Annotated in this window: 17 protein-coding genes; 4 read left to right on the forward strand and 13 right to left on the reverse strand. The window is 42.8% G+C overall.

From position 1 onward, the window contains the following. Positions 1-7: 7 nt before the first annotated feature. From yidC to NT010_00285, 13 genes are all read right to left on the reverse strand, one after another. Positions 8-1,630 carry a membrane protein insertase YidC gene (gene yidC / locus NT010_00225; GenBank protein MCX5804481.1) on the reverse strand — a complete coding sequence of 541 codons (1,623 nt, stop codon included), beginning with the start codon at positions 1,628-1,630 and terminating at the stop codon, positions 8-10. A gap of 12 nt (positions 1,631-1,642) precedes the next feature. After that, positions 1,643-1,855: a membrane protein insertion efficiency factor YidD gene (gene yidD / locus NT010_00230; GenBank protein MCX5804482.1), complete on the reverse strand. Its 213-nt coding sequence runs from the start codon at positions 1,853-1,855 to the stop codon at positions 1,643-1,645. Positions 1,856-2,273: 418 nt separating this feature from the next. Then, the gene (gene rpmH, locus NT010_00235; GenBank protein ID MCX5804483.1) at positions 2,274-2,408 is read right to left on the reverse strand and encodes a 50S ribosomal protein L34; all 135 of its coding nucleotides are present in this window, start codon (positions 2,406-2,408) and stop codon (positions 2,274-2,276) included. Positions 2,409-2,533: 125 nt separating this feature from the next. Continuing rightward, positions 2,534-3,190: a DUF3786 domain-containing protein gene (locus NT010_00240; GenBank protein ID MCX5804484.1), complete on the reverse strand. Its 657-nt coding sequence runs from the start codon at positions 3,188-3,190 to the stop codon at positions 2,534-2,536. Continuing rightward, on the reverse strand, positions 3,147-3,842 hold the full coding sequence (rpe, locus tag NT010_00245) for a ribulose-phosphate 3-epimerase (protein MCX5804485.1): 696 nt from the start codon (positions 3,840-3,842) through the stop codon (positions 3,147-3,149). The genes NT010_00240 and rpe overlap by 44 nt, the downstream gene beginning before the upstream one ends. A gap of 1 nt (position 3,843) precedes the next feature. Continuing rightward, entirely contained in the window at positions 3,844-4,497 is a 654-nt protein-coding gene (locus tag NT010_00250) for a PASTA domain-containing protein (protein ID MCX5804486.1), read from the reverse strand. A 50-nt stretch (positions 4,498-4,547) separates the two neighbouring features. Then, positions 4,548-5,879, reverse strand: coding sequence for a 16S rRNA (cytosine(967)-C(5))-methyltransferase RsmB (gene rsmB, locus NT010_00255; protein ID MCX5804487.1), 1,332 nt, complete (start codon positions 5,877-5,879; stop codon positions 4,548-4,550). Between the two features lie 22 nt (positions 5,880-5,901). Next, a complete protein-coding gene (htpX, locus tag NT010_00260) occupies positions 5,902-6,753 on the reverse strand; it encodes a zinc metalloprotease HtpX (GenBank protein MCX5804488.1) in 852 nt (283 codons plus the stop codon). 409 nt (positions 6,754-7,162) lie between these two features. Further along, entirely contained in the window at positions 7,163-7,726 is a 564-nt protein-coding gene (locus NT010_00265; GenBank protein ID MCX5804489.1) for a response regulator, read from the reverse strand. Beyond that, the gene (locus NT010_00270; protein MCX5804490.1) at positions 7,723-10,539 is read right to left on the reverse strand and encodes an FIST C-terminal domain-containing protein; all 2,817 of its coding nucleotides are present in this window, start codon (positions 10,537-10,539) and stop codon (positions 7,723-7,725) included. Before NT010_00270 ends, NT010_00265 begins: the two co-directional genes overlap by 4 nt. Positions 10,540-10,861: 322 nt before the next feature. Beyond that, positions 10,862-12,319, reverse strand: coding sequence for an aldehyde dehydrogenase family protein (locus tag NT010_00275; protein MCX5804491.1), 1,458 nt, complete (start codon positions 12,317-12,319; stop codon positions 10,862-10,864). A gap of 31 nt (positions 12,320-12,350) precedes the next feature. After that, complete coding sequence (locus NT010_00280; protein MCX5804492.1) at positions 12,351-12,581, reverse strand: hypothetical protein; 231 nt, start codon at positions 12,579-12,581, stop codon at positions 12,351-12,353. 186 nt (positions 12,582-12,767) lie between these two features. After that, positions 12,768-13,145, reverse strand: coding sequence for a helix-turn-helix domain-containing protein (locus NT010_00285; protein MCX5804493.1), 378 nt, complete (start codon positions 13,143-13,145; stop codon positions 12,768-12,770). Between the two features lie 213 nt (positions 13,146-13,358). Between NT010_00285 and NT010_00290 the strand changes: the two genes are divergently transcribed. From NT010_00290 to NT010_00305, 4 genes are all read left to right on the forward strand, one after another. Further along, positions 13,359-13,775, forward strand: coding sequence for an ester cyclase (locus NT010_00290; GenBank protein MCX5804494.1), 417 nt, complete (start codon positions 13,359-13,361; stop codon positions 13,773-13,775). Between the two features lie 217 nt (positions 13,776-13,992). Then, positions 13,993-14,757: an SDR family oxidoreductase gene (locus NT010_00295; GenBank protein MCX5804495.1), complete on the forward strand. Its 765-nt coding sequence runs from the start codon at positions 13,993-13,995 to the stop codon at positions 14,755-14,757. Positions 14,758-15,058: 301 nt separating this feature from the next. Then, complete coding sequence (locus NT010_00300) at positions 15,059-15,781, forward strand: ABC transporter ATP-binding protein (protein MCX5804496.1); 723 nt, start codon at positions 15,059-15,061, stop codon at positions 15,779-15,781. Then, the coding region (locus tag NT010_00305; GenBank protein ID MCX5804497.1) for an ATP-binding cassette domain-containing protein at positions 15,762-16,105 on the forward strand (344 nt) is incomplete at its 3' end. The genes NT010_00300 and NT010_00305, both read left to right, overlap by 20 nt.

A 16,105-nucleotide genomic window follows, 5' to 3' on the forward strand; every position in this document is an offset into this window, starting at 1 on the left:
TGCCCCCTTAAGAGACTTTTTTATTAATGTAGTATTGTTGTCCAATGGATATTACATTATTTACCAGCCAGTACAGAACAAGTCCCGCAGGAAATCCCCAGAAAAGGAATGTGAAAAGGATGGGCATAAAAAGCATCATCTTTTCCTGCATGGGGTCGGCAGTGGTTGGGGTCATTTTCTGCTGAATGACCTGAGTAACACCCATAATTAACGGTAAAATTCTTATTGGTAAGGAATATCCAAGGACAGTAAAAGAATATAAATCTTCAGGCGCAGAGAGATCATTAATCCACAGCATAAACGGAGTATGACGCAGTTCTATTGCGCTGGAAAGTGCTTTATACAGGGCAAAAAATACGGGAATCTGAATAACCATCGGGAGGCATCCTCCCATAGGATTTACGCCTTCTCTTTTGTAAATATCCATCATCTCCTGGTTCAACTTTTGTTTGTCATTCTTATATTTCTCCCTCAATTGTTGAATCCGCGGCTGCAGCTTTTTCATATTATTCATTGACTTGAAGCTCTTTACGCTCAACGGATAAAAAATAATTTTGATTAGTATGGTCAGAAGGATAATATCTATTCCATAGTTGTGCGTTACTTTATTGCTATAGTTCATACCAAGAATCAGCGGTTTTGCGATAATATCAAACCAGCCGAAATCTATAATTTTTTCAGCTTTTACATTGAGGCTTTTCAATATATCGCTCTGTTTTGGACCAAAGTACAACTTTGCCGAAATATTTTCTTTATTCGATTGTAATCTCAGGATTGGGATACCTGTTTCAGTTTTAAGGATGGTAAGAGGTACACCGGAGTTGTCTTGAGGCATATAGATAAAAGCAAAAAAACCTTCATCAAGGCCTGCATATTTGAAATTTTTATCAATTTCAATGTTCTTCTCGATCTTTTCTATCTGCTCAAATTTTTTACCATTAAAAACAAATGGTCCCTTAAATGTATAGCTTGATGTTTTTTTGCTGTTTATTGTTGCAAAATCAATGCGTATTGTATTTTTATCAATGTCCTGGACTTCAACATCCATGTCAATAGTGTACGTATCAGGATAGAATGTATATGTTTTTTTAATTTTTTTGCCGTCGCTGAATACACCGGTAAAAATAATTTTCTCCGGCTTATCTTTTATTGTCACATTATCCCTGTCCGATTTAAAGCTGGTTTTGTCATTTATCGTTTCATTATTAACAATTCTGGAAATTGCGGGTAGATAGACATAGGGATTTACATCCTCGATCATCTCTTTGTCCTTGTCGTCTTTAACATTTTCCTTGTATTGTTTTAATTTTACGTTTTTTATACCTCCTCCAAGGTCCGTCAACGTAACCTTAAAAAAAGGAGTTTCAACAAATATATCTTTCGGGGGTTTTGCTTCTATTTCAGGTTTAGATGTAATGCCCTTTCCTTTTTGTTTTATTTCTCCCTTTTGCACTTCTTCTTTGGCTATAGTCTGTGTTTTATTTTTTTCCCCTTCCTTTGCCTGTTCTTTCTTTTGGGACTGCTCAGTTGGTTGTTGTGGTGGTTGTTGTGGTTTTGGAGCAAAGTAAGTCTGAAACAAAAAAATTATGACAACTGCCAGAACCAGGGCTATTATGGTACGCTTTTCCATTCAATGCCTCCGCTATTTAACCGGATCATATCCACCGGGATACAAAGGGTTACACTTTAAAATTCTTTTTAATCCCAGCAGTACGCCTAAACCAAGACCCTTTTTTTCTATCGCTTCTTTCATATAACACGAACAGGTAGGATAATACCGGCATTCAGTGGGGATCAGAGGGGATAGGAAAATACTGTATAGATTTATTAACCGTATTACGTATTTTTTCATTATCGGGCATGTCCATTTAATAATTCTTGCAATTCTCTATTTACATCAATCCATGTCAACTTTTGGGGTGATTTCTTTACCTTGATAAGGTGGTTATGACAATCTTTAAAAAGTGACTTATTAAGCCTAAAATATTCCTTTATAAGCCTCCTCATCCGATTCCTGAAAACTGCCCCCCCTACCTTTTTCCTTATCGTTACCCCAATCTTTTTTATACTGTTTTTATTTCTATATAATAAAAGTATAAAATTGTGTGTTTCCGCACTCTTTACCCATTTTATACCCCGAAAATCCTTTTTATTCAGTCGTTCTTTTTTTGTAAGACAGTATTCCATTTACATCGGTTACCATGTGATATTTTTATGGGTTGATAATTATGGTCTTAATTTATTGGTTACCCGCTATCTACCACACAAGGATATTATACAGTCAGTTGTTTTCTTCCTTTGGCCCTTCTTCTTCTTAATACTTCTCTTCCTGAAGCTGTCCTCATTCTCACAAGAAAGCCATGCGTTCTTTTCATGCTCTTATTGTGAGGCTGGTATGTTCTTTTCATGTTCTCACCTCAATTCCCTCTGAGTTATTACTTATCGAAACTATTACTTAAGCATAAAAAGTCTAAGAAAGTCAATAACCATAATACCTGTAGCTATCATCTGCACACATGCTTGTTTAGATTTTTTAAATTCCGCAATGTCTTAATCTGGCTTCTTTTATTATCCTTGTTGATGCAAGCTTTGATATGACTGTTATATCTTCGAGAGGCAGATATCCTGTAATGGAAGGATCAAAAAGTATTTTCAAGGAAGGTGGAAATTCTTCATCACCTTCCCACAGAATAAATGTAATAGGTATTCTCGGAAGAGCATAGAGAGTAAAAGATGCATCGCCGTATTCCTCTTTTATTCCTCCTATAGCTTCACCGGTCTCAAGAAAAACATGCTTATCAGACCCGAAGGCTGTAATAAGAGGGCGGGACACCCTTTGTTCAAAAACATGTAAATATCCCGCTAATCCCGGTATATCCACATAGGATACTTTATCAAGACCGGACAATGAACCAGTGGCGGTATTAATATAATGAAGGATAATAATCTTTGTTACAAGTGTAACATTTGCCCCTTTTGAGCTTTTGAATAAAAATTCAGGTATCTTAAGCGTAATTATTTCATCAAAATAAGATACATCAACGCTGTACTGATCCTGTATTTTCTCATAGGTAACTCCTGCATTGACAAATCGGGCTTCGCAATCCGAATCTGAAAGGGTTTTGCAGGCAATCTCAAAGACCTTTTTATATATTTTTTGTTTTTTTAGATCCAGACTCCACCTCTGCAATATTTTTCCTTATTTCATCTATTTTCTGCTTGTAGTTTTTGCTGTGGAATATCTCTGTGCCCATAACCAGTATATTTGCACCTGCTTCAACAACTTTTCTCGCATTTGAGGCCTTTAAGCCGCCGTCTACCTGGAGATCGATTGCCTTCCCGGTTTTTTTTATCATCTCCCGCGCTCTTATAATTTTTTTATCCATAGACTGGATATAAGATTGCCCGCTGAATCCGGGATTTACTGTCATGATGAGCAAAAGATCTGCTTCAGGAAGGGCATATTCGATCATCTCAAGCGGTGTCGATGGATTCAAGGTTATGCCTGCCTTTGCACCACATGATTTAATCACATCTATCGTTCTAAGGATATGAGGGTCAGTCTCAATATGAACTGTAACAATATCCGCACCGGCATCTATAAAAGCATTTACAAACTTCTCAGGGTTTTCGATCATCAGGTGTACATCAAGTGTTTTTTTTGTAATTTTCCTTATGACCTCAACAAACATAGGGCCAATTGTTATGTTCGGAACAAAATGGCCATCCATTACATCTATATGTATCAGGTCTGCTCCGGCTTTTTCGACTGATTTTATCTCCTTTTCAAGTGTTAAAAAATTGCATGAAAGGATGGAAGGGGCAATCTTGATTTTATTCATATTATCCTCCGGTAATTACTTTGAATTCTATCTCATCATCTGTGTTAAATATGGTTTTTAAAGGAATAGATGCATTTATAGACGGTTTTAAACGCAAGCTATATCCGCTTTTCTCGTATGTTATTTTGTGTTTTATGCCTTTTCTATTTACTTCGTTCAAAAGCTCAGACAGTTCCAACTCTTTTAAATCCGGCATCATATAAAGTGTTTTTTGCTCTACGCCGACAAAAAGCGTTATTCCTTTCCCTTCAAGCATGTCTTCCCCAGCCTTTGGTATCTGGGCAATTATTTTGTCGACTTTTTGGTTTGGTACATAAATTATTTTCTCAACTACCAAGTTTATTCCTTTCATCATCTCTGCAATATTGTCTATTGGTTGTCCTGTCAGTCCCGGAACCCGGACAAGTTCCGGCCCTTCAGATACAATTACAAGTACAACCCTTCCCTTTCTGGTAGATATATTTGCTTCAGGCTTCTGTACTGTAATATGATTATAGGGAACATCATTTCTCCTTTCATATTTCACCACGGAAAGGGACAACCCCTTACTCTTAGCTAATTGCTTTGCATCGTCGACAGTTTTTCCCCGCACGTCCGGGCATATAACGATTCCTCCTGTTTTGAGCAGAATGCTTACCGTAAAATATCCTGACATTAAAAAAACTGCTATAACCACCCCTAAATATAAGAAAACCTTTAGCCAATTCATATCTTTTTAAGCCTTGCTATAAAAAATCCGTCCATTGCTGTTTCATGCGGTAAAGATAAATAATATTCCATATTTTTATTAAACAGGAACGGTAAAGGATTTTCAAGTATAAATGATTCTTCTTTTTTGAACCTATTTATAACAGAGACAGTCTCTTCAGGTTCAAAAGAACAAACACTGTAGACAAGATGGCCGCCTGTTTTCAGTTTTGTCCATAAAGATTTTAATAAGTTGAATTGATATTCACCGAATACGGCAATATCCTTTTCTTTTCTTCGCCATTTTATTTCAGGATGTTTCCTGATAATGCCAAAAGAAGAACATGGGGCATCAAGGAGGACTGCATCAAAAACTCCGTCCTTGAAGGGACTACAGGCAGCATCACCTTCTACACGATTTATCGTGGAGGTTATGAATTTTAACCGCTTCATTTCATTGTCCATTGCAACGATTGCCTTTAAATTAAGCTGTTCTTTCATTTGTTCTGTTTTGGTTCCCTGCCCTGCACATGCATCCAATACAAGACCACCTTTTTCAGACTGGATTGATAAGCAGGCAAGTTGAGAGGCTTCATCCTGAATATGAATAAGGCCTTTTTTAAAAAGCTCATCTTTCAACACAAGGCTTAATCTGTCAACATACAGTGCTGATTCCAGGAAACGCCCCTTCCTGACTCCGATACCTTTATCTTCAAGGCAGCGCATTACTTCATCACACGAAATCTTGTTAAGGTTCACTCTTATGCCGAATTCAGGGGGCTCATTTAAGAGAGTAAGAAGCTTTATCGTTTCATGATGCCCGAACCTTTTAAGCCATCTGTTGACAAGCCATTCAGGAAAAGAATAAAGAACAGACAGATTTGAAATTTGAAATTTTGGATTTGAAATTTGGGATTGTTCTGCTTCCGGCGGGATTGAATCGTGTAAATTTCCGGTTTTATCTATGTCTGGAATAGGCCTGTGATTAACAGCCTCTGTTTCTCTGATAAAATTTCTCAGCACTGCGTTGACAAAGTTCCCGATATATACGCCATGCTCATCTTTTGCATAGCCCACCGATTCATTAACAATGTGATATACTCCTTTTTTCATAAATGAAATCTGATAAAAGCTGATCCACAGGAGATATTTTAGTTCATTTTTTACCGTTTTTCTTGCGTATCGGGAAAGTATCCAGTTAAGATAGCCCTTCCATCTCACCACTCCGGACACTATTTCGTAAATCAGGCCTTTTTGTGTCTCTGTAAGTTTATGCCTTGAAAATGAACGGTCTAAAGTCTCATCAAGGAAACTGCCGTCCTCTACTTTCTTAATTGCCTGAATACATATCGTTCTTAAAGTGCTACCGAAATTATTTTCTATATGCCATATCCTCCAATCTCTTGATTCTTTCTTCTATTGGAGGATGGGTGCTGAAAAGTGAGAGCACCCCCTTTGCAGTAAAGGGGTTCATGATAAAGAGTGGAGCAGTAGAGGGGTTTGCATCGTTCATCGGACTGCGTATAATGCCTGCATGGAGTTTTTTTAAGGCATTCGATAAAAACAGCGGATTCCCTGTGAGCCTTGCTCCGCCGTCATCAGCAAGATATTCCCTTGACCTTGAAATTGCAAGCTGAATAAGCATGGCAGCAAAAGCGGCTATTATTGAAAAAATGATCACACTTAATATATTGCCGCCGCCTTCATCATCACTATTCCCTCCGCTGAAAAATGCAGCAAAACGCGCCCAGTTGGCAATCATGGTAATCGCACCCGCCAGCGTTGCTGCAACTGTTTGTATGAGTATATCCCTGTGCTTAATGTGGGATATCTCATGCGCAAGAACACCTTCAAGTTCATCCAGGCTTAATATCCGCATAATCCCTCGCGTAACAGCCACTACACCTTTTGACGGGTCTCTGCCGGTTGCAAAAGCATTTGGACTCTCACTGTCTATAATATAAACCCTGGGCATGGGAATAGATGCTTTTTGGGAAAGATTATAAATAATACTGTACAATTGGGGAAATTCGCTTTGGGATGCCTCTTTTGCACCGTACATGGAAAGGACAATCTTGTCGCAAAACCAGTAACTCACAAGGTTCATGACAAGGGCAATGAGAAACATGACTGAAGCGCCAGTGCTTCCTCCTATCATGCCTCCAAGGGCAACAAAAATTATTGTTAAAATAACCATCAGAAAGAAAGTCTTCATCTGGTTCATACAAAACCTCCAATTTTATTGTTTACTATGCATAGTATAAACATTTTTAAAGTTTTATCAAGATTGGTTATGAGCATACGGGGCAATCATCTTATTCCAATTAACCTCTTATTGTCTATGTGAAATGAATCACCCCGCCGCAAGCGGACGGGGTATCAAAAGCAAGAATATGGAACCATTTCGAAGCAAGCTTCGGGGTATTGACCCGGCGGGGCAATAAAATCAAAGGGCTTTGCAGGGTTTACCTGCAACAGATTGAATGAACCTCCACGCAGGAAGCTGCGGCGTATCACTGGAAAGAGGCTCATACCCCCCTCACCCCGCCCTCTCCCCCGGAGGGGCGAGGGAAAGTAGTAATCCTGCAGCAAGCTGTAGAGAATCATTTGGATTGATAATTGGCACAAACGTTCTACCCGAGCATAGTAATAATAGCTTCTGAAACTTCTTTGAGCGACTTATTTTTGTCCATACTGATCTTCTGAATCCTGCGGTATGCCTGTGACTCTGTGAGATGTTCCTTATCCATCAGGAGACCCTTAGCCCTATCTACAAGTTTACGTGTTTCAAGTTCATCCTTGAGTCGTACTATACGTTCTGTAAGAGAGGATTTTTCCAGAAAATGTCTTACCGACAATTCAAGGGCAGGAGAAAGGCTTTCCTCCCTGAAGGGTTTTGTAAGATATGCCATAACACCGGCATCTCTGGCCTGATCGATGAGATGGCGGTCGGAATAGGCGGTAAGTATTATCACGGGATAGCTGTCTGCTATCTTTCTTGCCATGTCTATGCCGCTAATATGGGGCATCTTTATGTCCAGTATGACAACATCAGGTTTTTTCTGCTTTATCAGATCAAGGGCCTCTCTGCCGTCCCGTGCCTCGGCAACCACTTCATGGCCAATCCCCTCCAACAATTCTTTCAGGTCTACCCGGATCAGGGGTTCATCATCTGCGATTAAAATACGAAAGCTCATAGTTTCAGGTCATAGTAATTTTTCAATAAAGGAAATACAATACATGCGGTAGTTCTTCCCTCTCCTCTCAACGTAAACCTGCCCCGCAGATCGTCCTTAACTAATGTGCGGACGATCGTAAGACCAAGATTACCGTCCTTATCAGGGTTGAAGCCGTGCGGCAGGCCTGAACCTTCATCCTGAACAGTCAACGACACGTTGTTTTCCTTCTCCCCAAGAATTATTGAAAGTTTTCCTTCGCTCTGCCCTTTATAGGCATGACGAGCAGCATTCTGGATCAGTTCGTTCATGATCAGGGCAAGGGATGTGGCCTCTCTTGAGGGGATCATCATTGACGGCCCCTGTATATCCACTGTCATCCTGGGCTCAATCTGACCCGCAAGAGACAGCCTGCTTACATTATCCATAAGCCTCTGCAGATCCACCATACCGATTTCACCCTGGCAAAGTGTTTCATGTACGACGGCAATGCTCATTATACGCGATATGCTGTCATTCAATGCCTGCTCTGCTGAGATTCCATCAAGGCGTCTGATCTGCATCCGTAAAATACTGGCAACATTTTGCAGATTGTTTTTCACCCGATGATGGATCTCCTTCAAGAATGTTTTATGCTTCTGAAGATACCTGTTCTCTATAAAAATGGCAAGCTGATTGGTAACGCCCGATAGAAATTCCATGTCTTCCTGTATCCGGTCATACTGAAAGGAGAGTTTTTTGTCTTTTTTCCAGAAGAGGTTTAGTATTCCTCTTATTTGTCCCTTGTATGAAATAGGCAGCGAAATAAAGCCTGTCGCAAAGGGAACAGATATCTCCACCGGACAGTTGTTTACCGGTATATCGGCTATCGAAATGGGCTGGCAATGCTCAATCTGCCACCGCGCAAGGCTTTCATCATTCTCGGAATAGATATCTTTAGATGCTTTGTCCGCATCATATGCATCTTTTATAAGGAACTCGCCGGCAGGGTCAATGAGCCAGAGACTTACCATTGAAAGTTTGAGGATACGTCTGATATGCCTTGTAATATTTTTTAATTTTGTATTTGTTGTAATAGACCGTGAAATTTCATTACTCAAATGGTTTAAAATTTCCAATTGAACCAGTTTATTGGTCAGCTTTCTGTCTACCTCTATCCTCTGCAAACCTCTGGCAATAAGTCTTGCTATTGTTTTTGCGAGGGCCATATCTTCTTCTTCGGGCAAAACAATATTGGTCTTCTTTTCCAATAGCAATATCCCGAACCGCCTGCTCTGGCTGTCAAGGAAAATTGAGGTAAAACCGGAGGGTATTTGCTTACTGTTTATCTGTACAGGAAATCCATCGTTGTCCTGAGTTTCAGCTATCGAAAAGGTATTCCGGTTTTCTGCGGGCAGGTAAAATCTCCAGACTGCCCAGGGAAACAGGCTGCTGAGCCTGTCTGACAGCCGGGCAACAAGATGCATCACATCGGTTTCTTCCTGAATAATCTGATTAATTTTACTCATTATTTTCATCTGAGCTTCTCTTTTGTTCAGCCGCGACGTAAATTCGTAATAAATGCGTTTTCCTTTGTGCATCAATGCAGTAACAGGGTTCAGCTCATCTGAAAAAACAAGCGTTGAAACCGATTGGTTCTGGAAAACCGGCAGTCCGTCATCAGAAAGACCCTGCTCACCGAAGGTATAATATCCACATACAGGAATCCTGGCTTTTTTGCGAAGGAGGTCCATTTCTTTTGACTCGTCAGGCCCCATCAATCTCTTTCTTAAGGCACAGGAAAACATCATTGCAAAAGACGGCTTTTTTAAACCTCCCTGGTGGATGGCCTTGTTATAGGCGGCAAGCCCTGCCTGAACTATATCGTCTCTGGCTGCCCGCATCAGCGTAAGTACCTGATCATTCATCATCAGGGGTCCGAATTGTATAGAACCATCGGGCAGTACACATTCAGGAACATTGAGGAGCCAGTTGCCATATAAATCGCTGGTACCGAAGGGAAACTGGCTGAACCAGATCACTCCGTCCCCCAGATGTTCAATAGGTATGCCGAGCAAATCGGCACAGACCTCAACTGCAGGTCTCCCGTCAAGTTCGTGAACAATGTGTCCTGATGCCTTTGTAACTAATGCACGTTTTGTTGTAGGAGAAAACCCATGGGCTGTTCCGAGACCGAAAAGTATATCTGTTTCCACAAAAGCAAGGACTAAGGCATCATTGTAAACCATATCATTAAGTATCTGGAAATTTGCCTCAAAATGAAAATTGTCGGAAGAACTCCCTCCGAATATGGGAATACGGTTTACCGAGGCCTTCCGGAGTTCCGTGTGAATATCGTGGCTTAAGGATGCCTGTTTTTTTGTTGCACCCGGAGAGAAAATAATGAGAAACACAGGTGAAACCCCTGCCCCTCTTGATGTTGTCATGTGCAGCATCTGATGTAAAGGGTGGTCAGGGCTGAAATATTCTGAAACCCCTGCTTCGGCCAATGCCTGTCTGACAGCCTTTTTGTAATCAGAAGAAACGTGCCTGCCGATACCTGTCTTTATCCGTAAATGCGGCGAGGCGATAACGGCAACGACAACGCTTCTCGAAAAATACCCATCAGCTATTTCCCCTGCGGTGCTCGTGCCTATAATTGGACAGTCTCCGACAATTTCGGCAACCCCTCTGCTGACTTCTTCAATGTTAAGCTCTGAGGAGGCAAACACTATTGTTAACGTCGGTTTAAAACGATTAAGCCGTGTAAGGGCTTCGACCGCAGCCTTACGGCCCATATCGGCATCCTTGCCTGTATGTGTCTTTCCAACACCCGTCTCAATATATGCACCCATATTCTCCGGCTGTAACCCCGTTGTGTCTTGATGGGAAATCTTATACATATTCATACTCTATTATTTTCATATATGTCAACCGGTCGTACAGACAGAGCTCTGCCTTTATAGTTGATCAAATCAACAGGCAGTCCAATTTGATATAAAGCCATGCAGGGAGATCGCCTTTTGATAGCAATCTTTTTTCCTGCATGGCAGCCAAAAGAAAAAATCATAAACAAAGCGATGAACACAGTTCAACCAATAAACATCGAGTATATACTTTTTGCATTCATCTTCTTCTTCCTTTATTGCATGCACAGTACCGGGTTAATCAAACACATCAGAACGGATACTGGCGCGGAGTGAGCTGCATACTGATCCAACGCAGTTCAGTAAACTCCTCCAGTGCAGCTTTGCCGCCGAACCGGCCCCAACCGCTATCCTTCACACCTCCGAATGGCACCTGCGGTTCATCATGAACCGTCTGATCGTTTATATGAACCATTCCGGATTCGATGCGTTCAGCGATGGCCAGGCCTTTGGCTAAATCATTGGTGAAAACAGCAGCAGAAAGTCCGTACATGGTATCGTTTGCAACTGCGATTGCATCCTCAACATTTTCAACCTCGATTACCGAAACTACCGGGCCAAAGGTCTCTTCACAGGAAAATGGTGTACTGAGCTTTGCATTAGCCAGTATTGTAGGATAGTAACAAGGTCCCTCAGACTTGCCGCCTAAAAGGATCTTCGCACCGTCACGCACAGCAGCATCTACGCTGTTTTTGACCTGGTCAAGCTGGGACTTATTGATAAGAGGTCCGATGATCGTGTCCGGTTCCTTCGGGTTACCAACCTTGTAAGTTGAAACTTTTGCGACAAATTTTTCAGTAAATTCTTTTGCAACGGGCTTTTCCACAATGATCCGCCGCGTTGACATACAAATCTGTCCCTGATGGAGAAACCCCCCGAATGCTGCAGCGTTAACAGCATCATCAATGTTAGCATCGCGCAGGATGATCATGGGATTCTGTCCGCCCAGTTCCAGGGCAACACGTTTCAGGTAGCGGCCGGCTTTTTCAGCCAGTTGACGTCCTACTGCAGTTGAACCGGTCAGGTTGATACGGCGCACCTTCGGGTGTTCGATGAATTCGTCTCCTATCTCACTGCTTCCGCCAGGCCCGTTGGTAACAAGATTCAAAACACCTTTTGGAAAACCTGCTTCATGAAAAACCTCTGCAAGCACTACGCCGCCCGCTGCAGCCGCCTCCGTTGAGGGCTTAAGAACCGCTGTATTTCCATAAGCAATAGGCATGCAGATAGAACGCAGTGACAGGATCAAAGGCGCATTCCACGGCCCAATGCCTGCAACCACACCCACGGGTTGGCGTATTGCCATATAAAATGCACCGGGCAGATCGGCAGGAATTATTTCACCGGTTGCCTGATGCGCCTGTGCCGCCGCTTCGCGCAGTAAACCGGGGGTGAACATGGTCTGGAACATGGCAAAACCAAAGGTGCAGCCCGTTTCTTCTGCAAGAATCCCGACAATCTCCATCTGTTTCTTTTCGAGAATGTCGGCAGCCTTCAGGAACAAAGCCTGACGTTCAGCAGGAAGCGTATGCGACCATGATGGAAATGCTGCTGTTGCTGCATCAATAGCCCGCCTTGCGTCAGCTTTCTTTCCCGACGGCACTTTTGCAAAAACCTCGCCCGTGTAAGGGTTGAGATCGTCATAGACCTCTCCGTCAAGGGCATCTACCCACTCACCATTAATGTACATTTTGTATTCTTTCGGCATCTTGATTCCTCCTTAATAGATTTTTTGAGAATCAACGCTGGTTAAGCATTATTGTTATGCCATGCACCTCCTTGCTTAAGCATTTGATGCTTTGATCTTCGTTGTTTGTCAAACCTCTCATTAAAATATAAAAATGCCTCTCTTGCCCTTCATCAGGCAAAAGAGGCATCATTACCTCCAACATGACAGCACTTCTGCTATCGATATAAGTCTGCATTTTTTTACGTAATGCCTCTTGTTCGTCGCTTAAGCGAAGAAACAAAAAACCTCTTTTACCCTTCATCGGGCAAAAGAGGCGTCATTACCTTAAAAATAGTAGTACAATTTCTTAATATAAATTGTCAAGTTTAATTTTCACAAACCTGTTTCTTCCATCTCATAATATCTAACTATCCGTCATTATTATAATTTCAGTTTTCATTATCCGGGTCTCGAACACCAGCAACGTTCATTCGTCAGGTATCTCGGACACAGCTTTGGTGTCGTATCCATCCCGGGCTTTCAAAACATTTTCAATGTTATTTTCTGACCACTCGCGTATAGCCTCAAGTATACGCACCAGCGTACGCCCGAGGTCGGTAAGTGAATACTCCACTTTCGGCGGCACCGAGGCGTAAACAACACGGGTCACGAGGCCGTCCCTCTCAAGCCCTCGAAGCGTCTGGGTTAGCATCTTCTGCGACACACCGCCAATCTCCCGTCGCAATTCTCCAAACCTCTTCGTTTTATCCTCAAGCGCACCGACAACGAGGACTGCCCATTTATCGGCAATCCTATCCAGAACAATCCTTGTAGGACAATGTTCATTATATACATCCCATTTCATGGAAAACCATCTCCTTACGCTTAATTTTCCTTATAGTTACCATATGGGTAGTATATCACAAAAAAGTGCCTACTTGCAAATAGTAATATTAGCATCTAAAATGATCAGCATGCCGCTGCGGCAATAAAAATTACGGAAGGAGGATCAATAACAAGGTTAGCAGTAAGGATAGCCTTATTAGCTATCTTAATCTTTACTTTAGGAGGTATGGCAATGGCAGAGAATTTGGCAGAAACCAATAAGAAGGTAATCGGAGCATTTGCAGAGTCTGTTTTCGTGAAAAAAGATCTGTCTGCAGTAGAACAATTCGTGAAGACTGACTATATTCAGCACAACCCTTTGGTAAAACAGGGCGCAAGCGGGTTTAAGGAATTCTTCTCGACCTGGTTTGCCTCTGTACCTGACTGGAATTACACGCTCAAGAAAATTGTCGCCGAAGGCAACGAGGTATGGGTGTATGGAACATACGCAGGGACACTCAGGAAAGAGTGGCTGGGAATACCCGCCTCAGGGCAGAATTACGCTTTCGAGGCAGTAGACATTTTTCGCGTACAGGACGGGAAACTTGCTGAACACTGGGATGTGATGGACATCTATGGGCTGTTTAAACAACTGGGAGCCATAAAGTGATGTCCTGGAACAGAAGGGCGGCTGCAACCGCCCTTCTTACTTATACATCTCTTTATCTTTAGACAATTCGCTGTCAAAAAATGCTTGACATGAATTTCATTGTGCATGTACAATTGAGGAAATATGATAAGGGAGAAATTCTCCAATGCTACGGAGGTAATGAAGCCTCCTTTGCCTGAAGAAGGGCAAAGGAGGTTTTTCTTTGAAAGGAGGACGTATGAGATTAAAGGGTAAAGTAGCAATTATAACAGGGGCTTCCCAGGGAATTGGAGCGGCATTCGCAGTTGGTTTCGCAAAAGAAGGTGCAAAGATCGTCATTGCAGACATTTCAGACGGAAGCAAGACCTCGAAAAGTGTGCATAAAGCTGGAAGCGAGGCGCTTTTTGTCAAAACGGACGTAAGCAATGAACAGGAATGCATAGCTATGGCTAAAGCTGCTTTCGATAGTTTCGGGCATATTGATATTCTCATTAACAACGCCGCAATGTTTGCCAATATTGTGCTAAAACCTTTTACAGAATTGAGCAGTGAGGAGTTTAAACATATAATAGAAGTCAATACCAGCGGAGTGTTTCACTGTATTAAGTCAGTCTTCCCCTACATGAAGAAGAAGGGAGGCAAGATTATTAATTTATCTTCGGCATCCATCCTGGAGGGCGTGCCGGGTATGCCTCACTATGTCGCATCAAAAGGAGCTGTGATGGCCTTGACCAGATGTATGGCACGTGAACTTGGCGATTTCAATATAAACGTAAATACAATTGCTCCCGGCTTTACCCACTCAGAAGGAGGGGATAAGTTCGATCGCAACAAGGCATTACCTTTGCCCCCTCTTGATGAACTGCAGCTGCAGGGTCGGTGTCTCAAAAGACCTGGGGTTCCGAAAGACTTAGTAGGACTTGCGCTCTTTCTCGCGACTGATGACAGCGCTTTCATTACAGGCCAGATGATAGTACATGATGGCGGCCTGTCACTTTATTAAGGATATTGATATTAATGTGATACGGGGATCATTCTTCCCGTGTCTTGAAGGACTGATACCAATTCGGATTCATTTATAGCACCCAGAGGGTACCCGGGCAACAACGAGCCGACGCAGGCGTAAGAGGGTTCATTTAGCTCACACGGTGAGCGAGAGGAGGAGGCTTCGACGGCCGGGGCACCCGCAGAGCGGGTCGTGGTGGAGGGGGCGACGTGAGCTCCGGGGATAGCGGAGAGCGAGGAGGAGGTAGCGAAGTTATATGATTGAAGGCGAATTGGTATGATAAGGGGGTTACAGGATCATGCTTCTTGAGGTATCAAACCTGAGCAAACATTTTGGCGGCCTCCGGGTCCTTCAGGATGTCTCCTTTCAGTTGAATGAGGGAGAGATACTTGGACTTATCGGACCTAACGGGGCAGGCAAAAGCACTATGTTCAATGTGATTACCGGCGTATACCGGCCAGACGGAGGAACCATCCTGTTTCAAGGAAAGAGTCTTTTAGGTCTTAAACCCCACCGGGTATGCAGGAGAGGCGTTGCCCGGACATTTCAGCTTGTCAGAATCTGCCAGACCATGACAGTTTTAGAGAACGTGCTTGTAGGCGCCATATACGGTAGAAGCAGCGGGAAGAAAAAGGCGCTGGATGAAGCCCTTGAGTGTCTGGAACTCCTCAATCTATCGGAAGTAAAGGATATTGTAACTGCACATCTGACATACTCGGACCGCAAACTCATAGAGATAGCCAGGGCCATCGCGACAAGACCCGGACTGGCTCTACTGGATGAACCCCTTGCCGGTTTGAATCCCTCTGAAACGGAAAAGATCATGGACGTCATTCAGAAAATACGGAAAACCCGCGGTGTATCAATCATCTGGATCGAACATAAAATGGATGCTGTTTTCAATCTCTGTGACCGTATCGTGGTGCTGGATTACGGAAAGAAGATCGCAGAAGGCACATCCAAAGAAATAGCAACAAACAAGAAAGTGGTGGAGGCATACCTTGGCGAACCCATTACTTAACGTAACGAATCTGAACGTCTTCTATGGCGACGCCCAGGCCCTGTGGGACGTTAACTTTAAAGTGCATGAAGTGCATGAGGGTGAGGTCTTCTCTATCATAGGATCCAACGGCGCCGGAAAATCAACTATTTTGAGGACACTCTCCGGTTTGTTAAGCCCCTCTTCCGGGCAGATAGAGTTCCTGGGAGCCCGCATTGACGGAAAAAGCCCCATGGAAATGGTTGATATTGGCATCTCCCTGGTTCCTGAAGGCAGGGGGTTGTTTTCTACTCTGACAGTCATGGAAAATCTGGAACTGGGGGCCTTTACCAGGCGTGCCCGTCC

Source organism: Pseudomonadota bacterium (genome assembly GCA_026388275.1).
Classification (GTDB): Bacteria; Desulfobacterota; Syntrophorhabdia; order Syntrophorhabdales; family Syntrophorhabdaceae; genus JAPLKB01.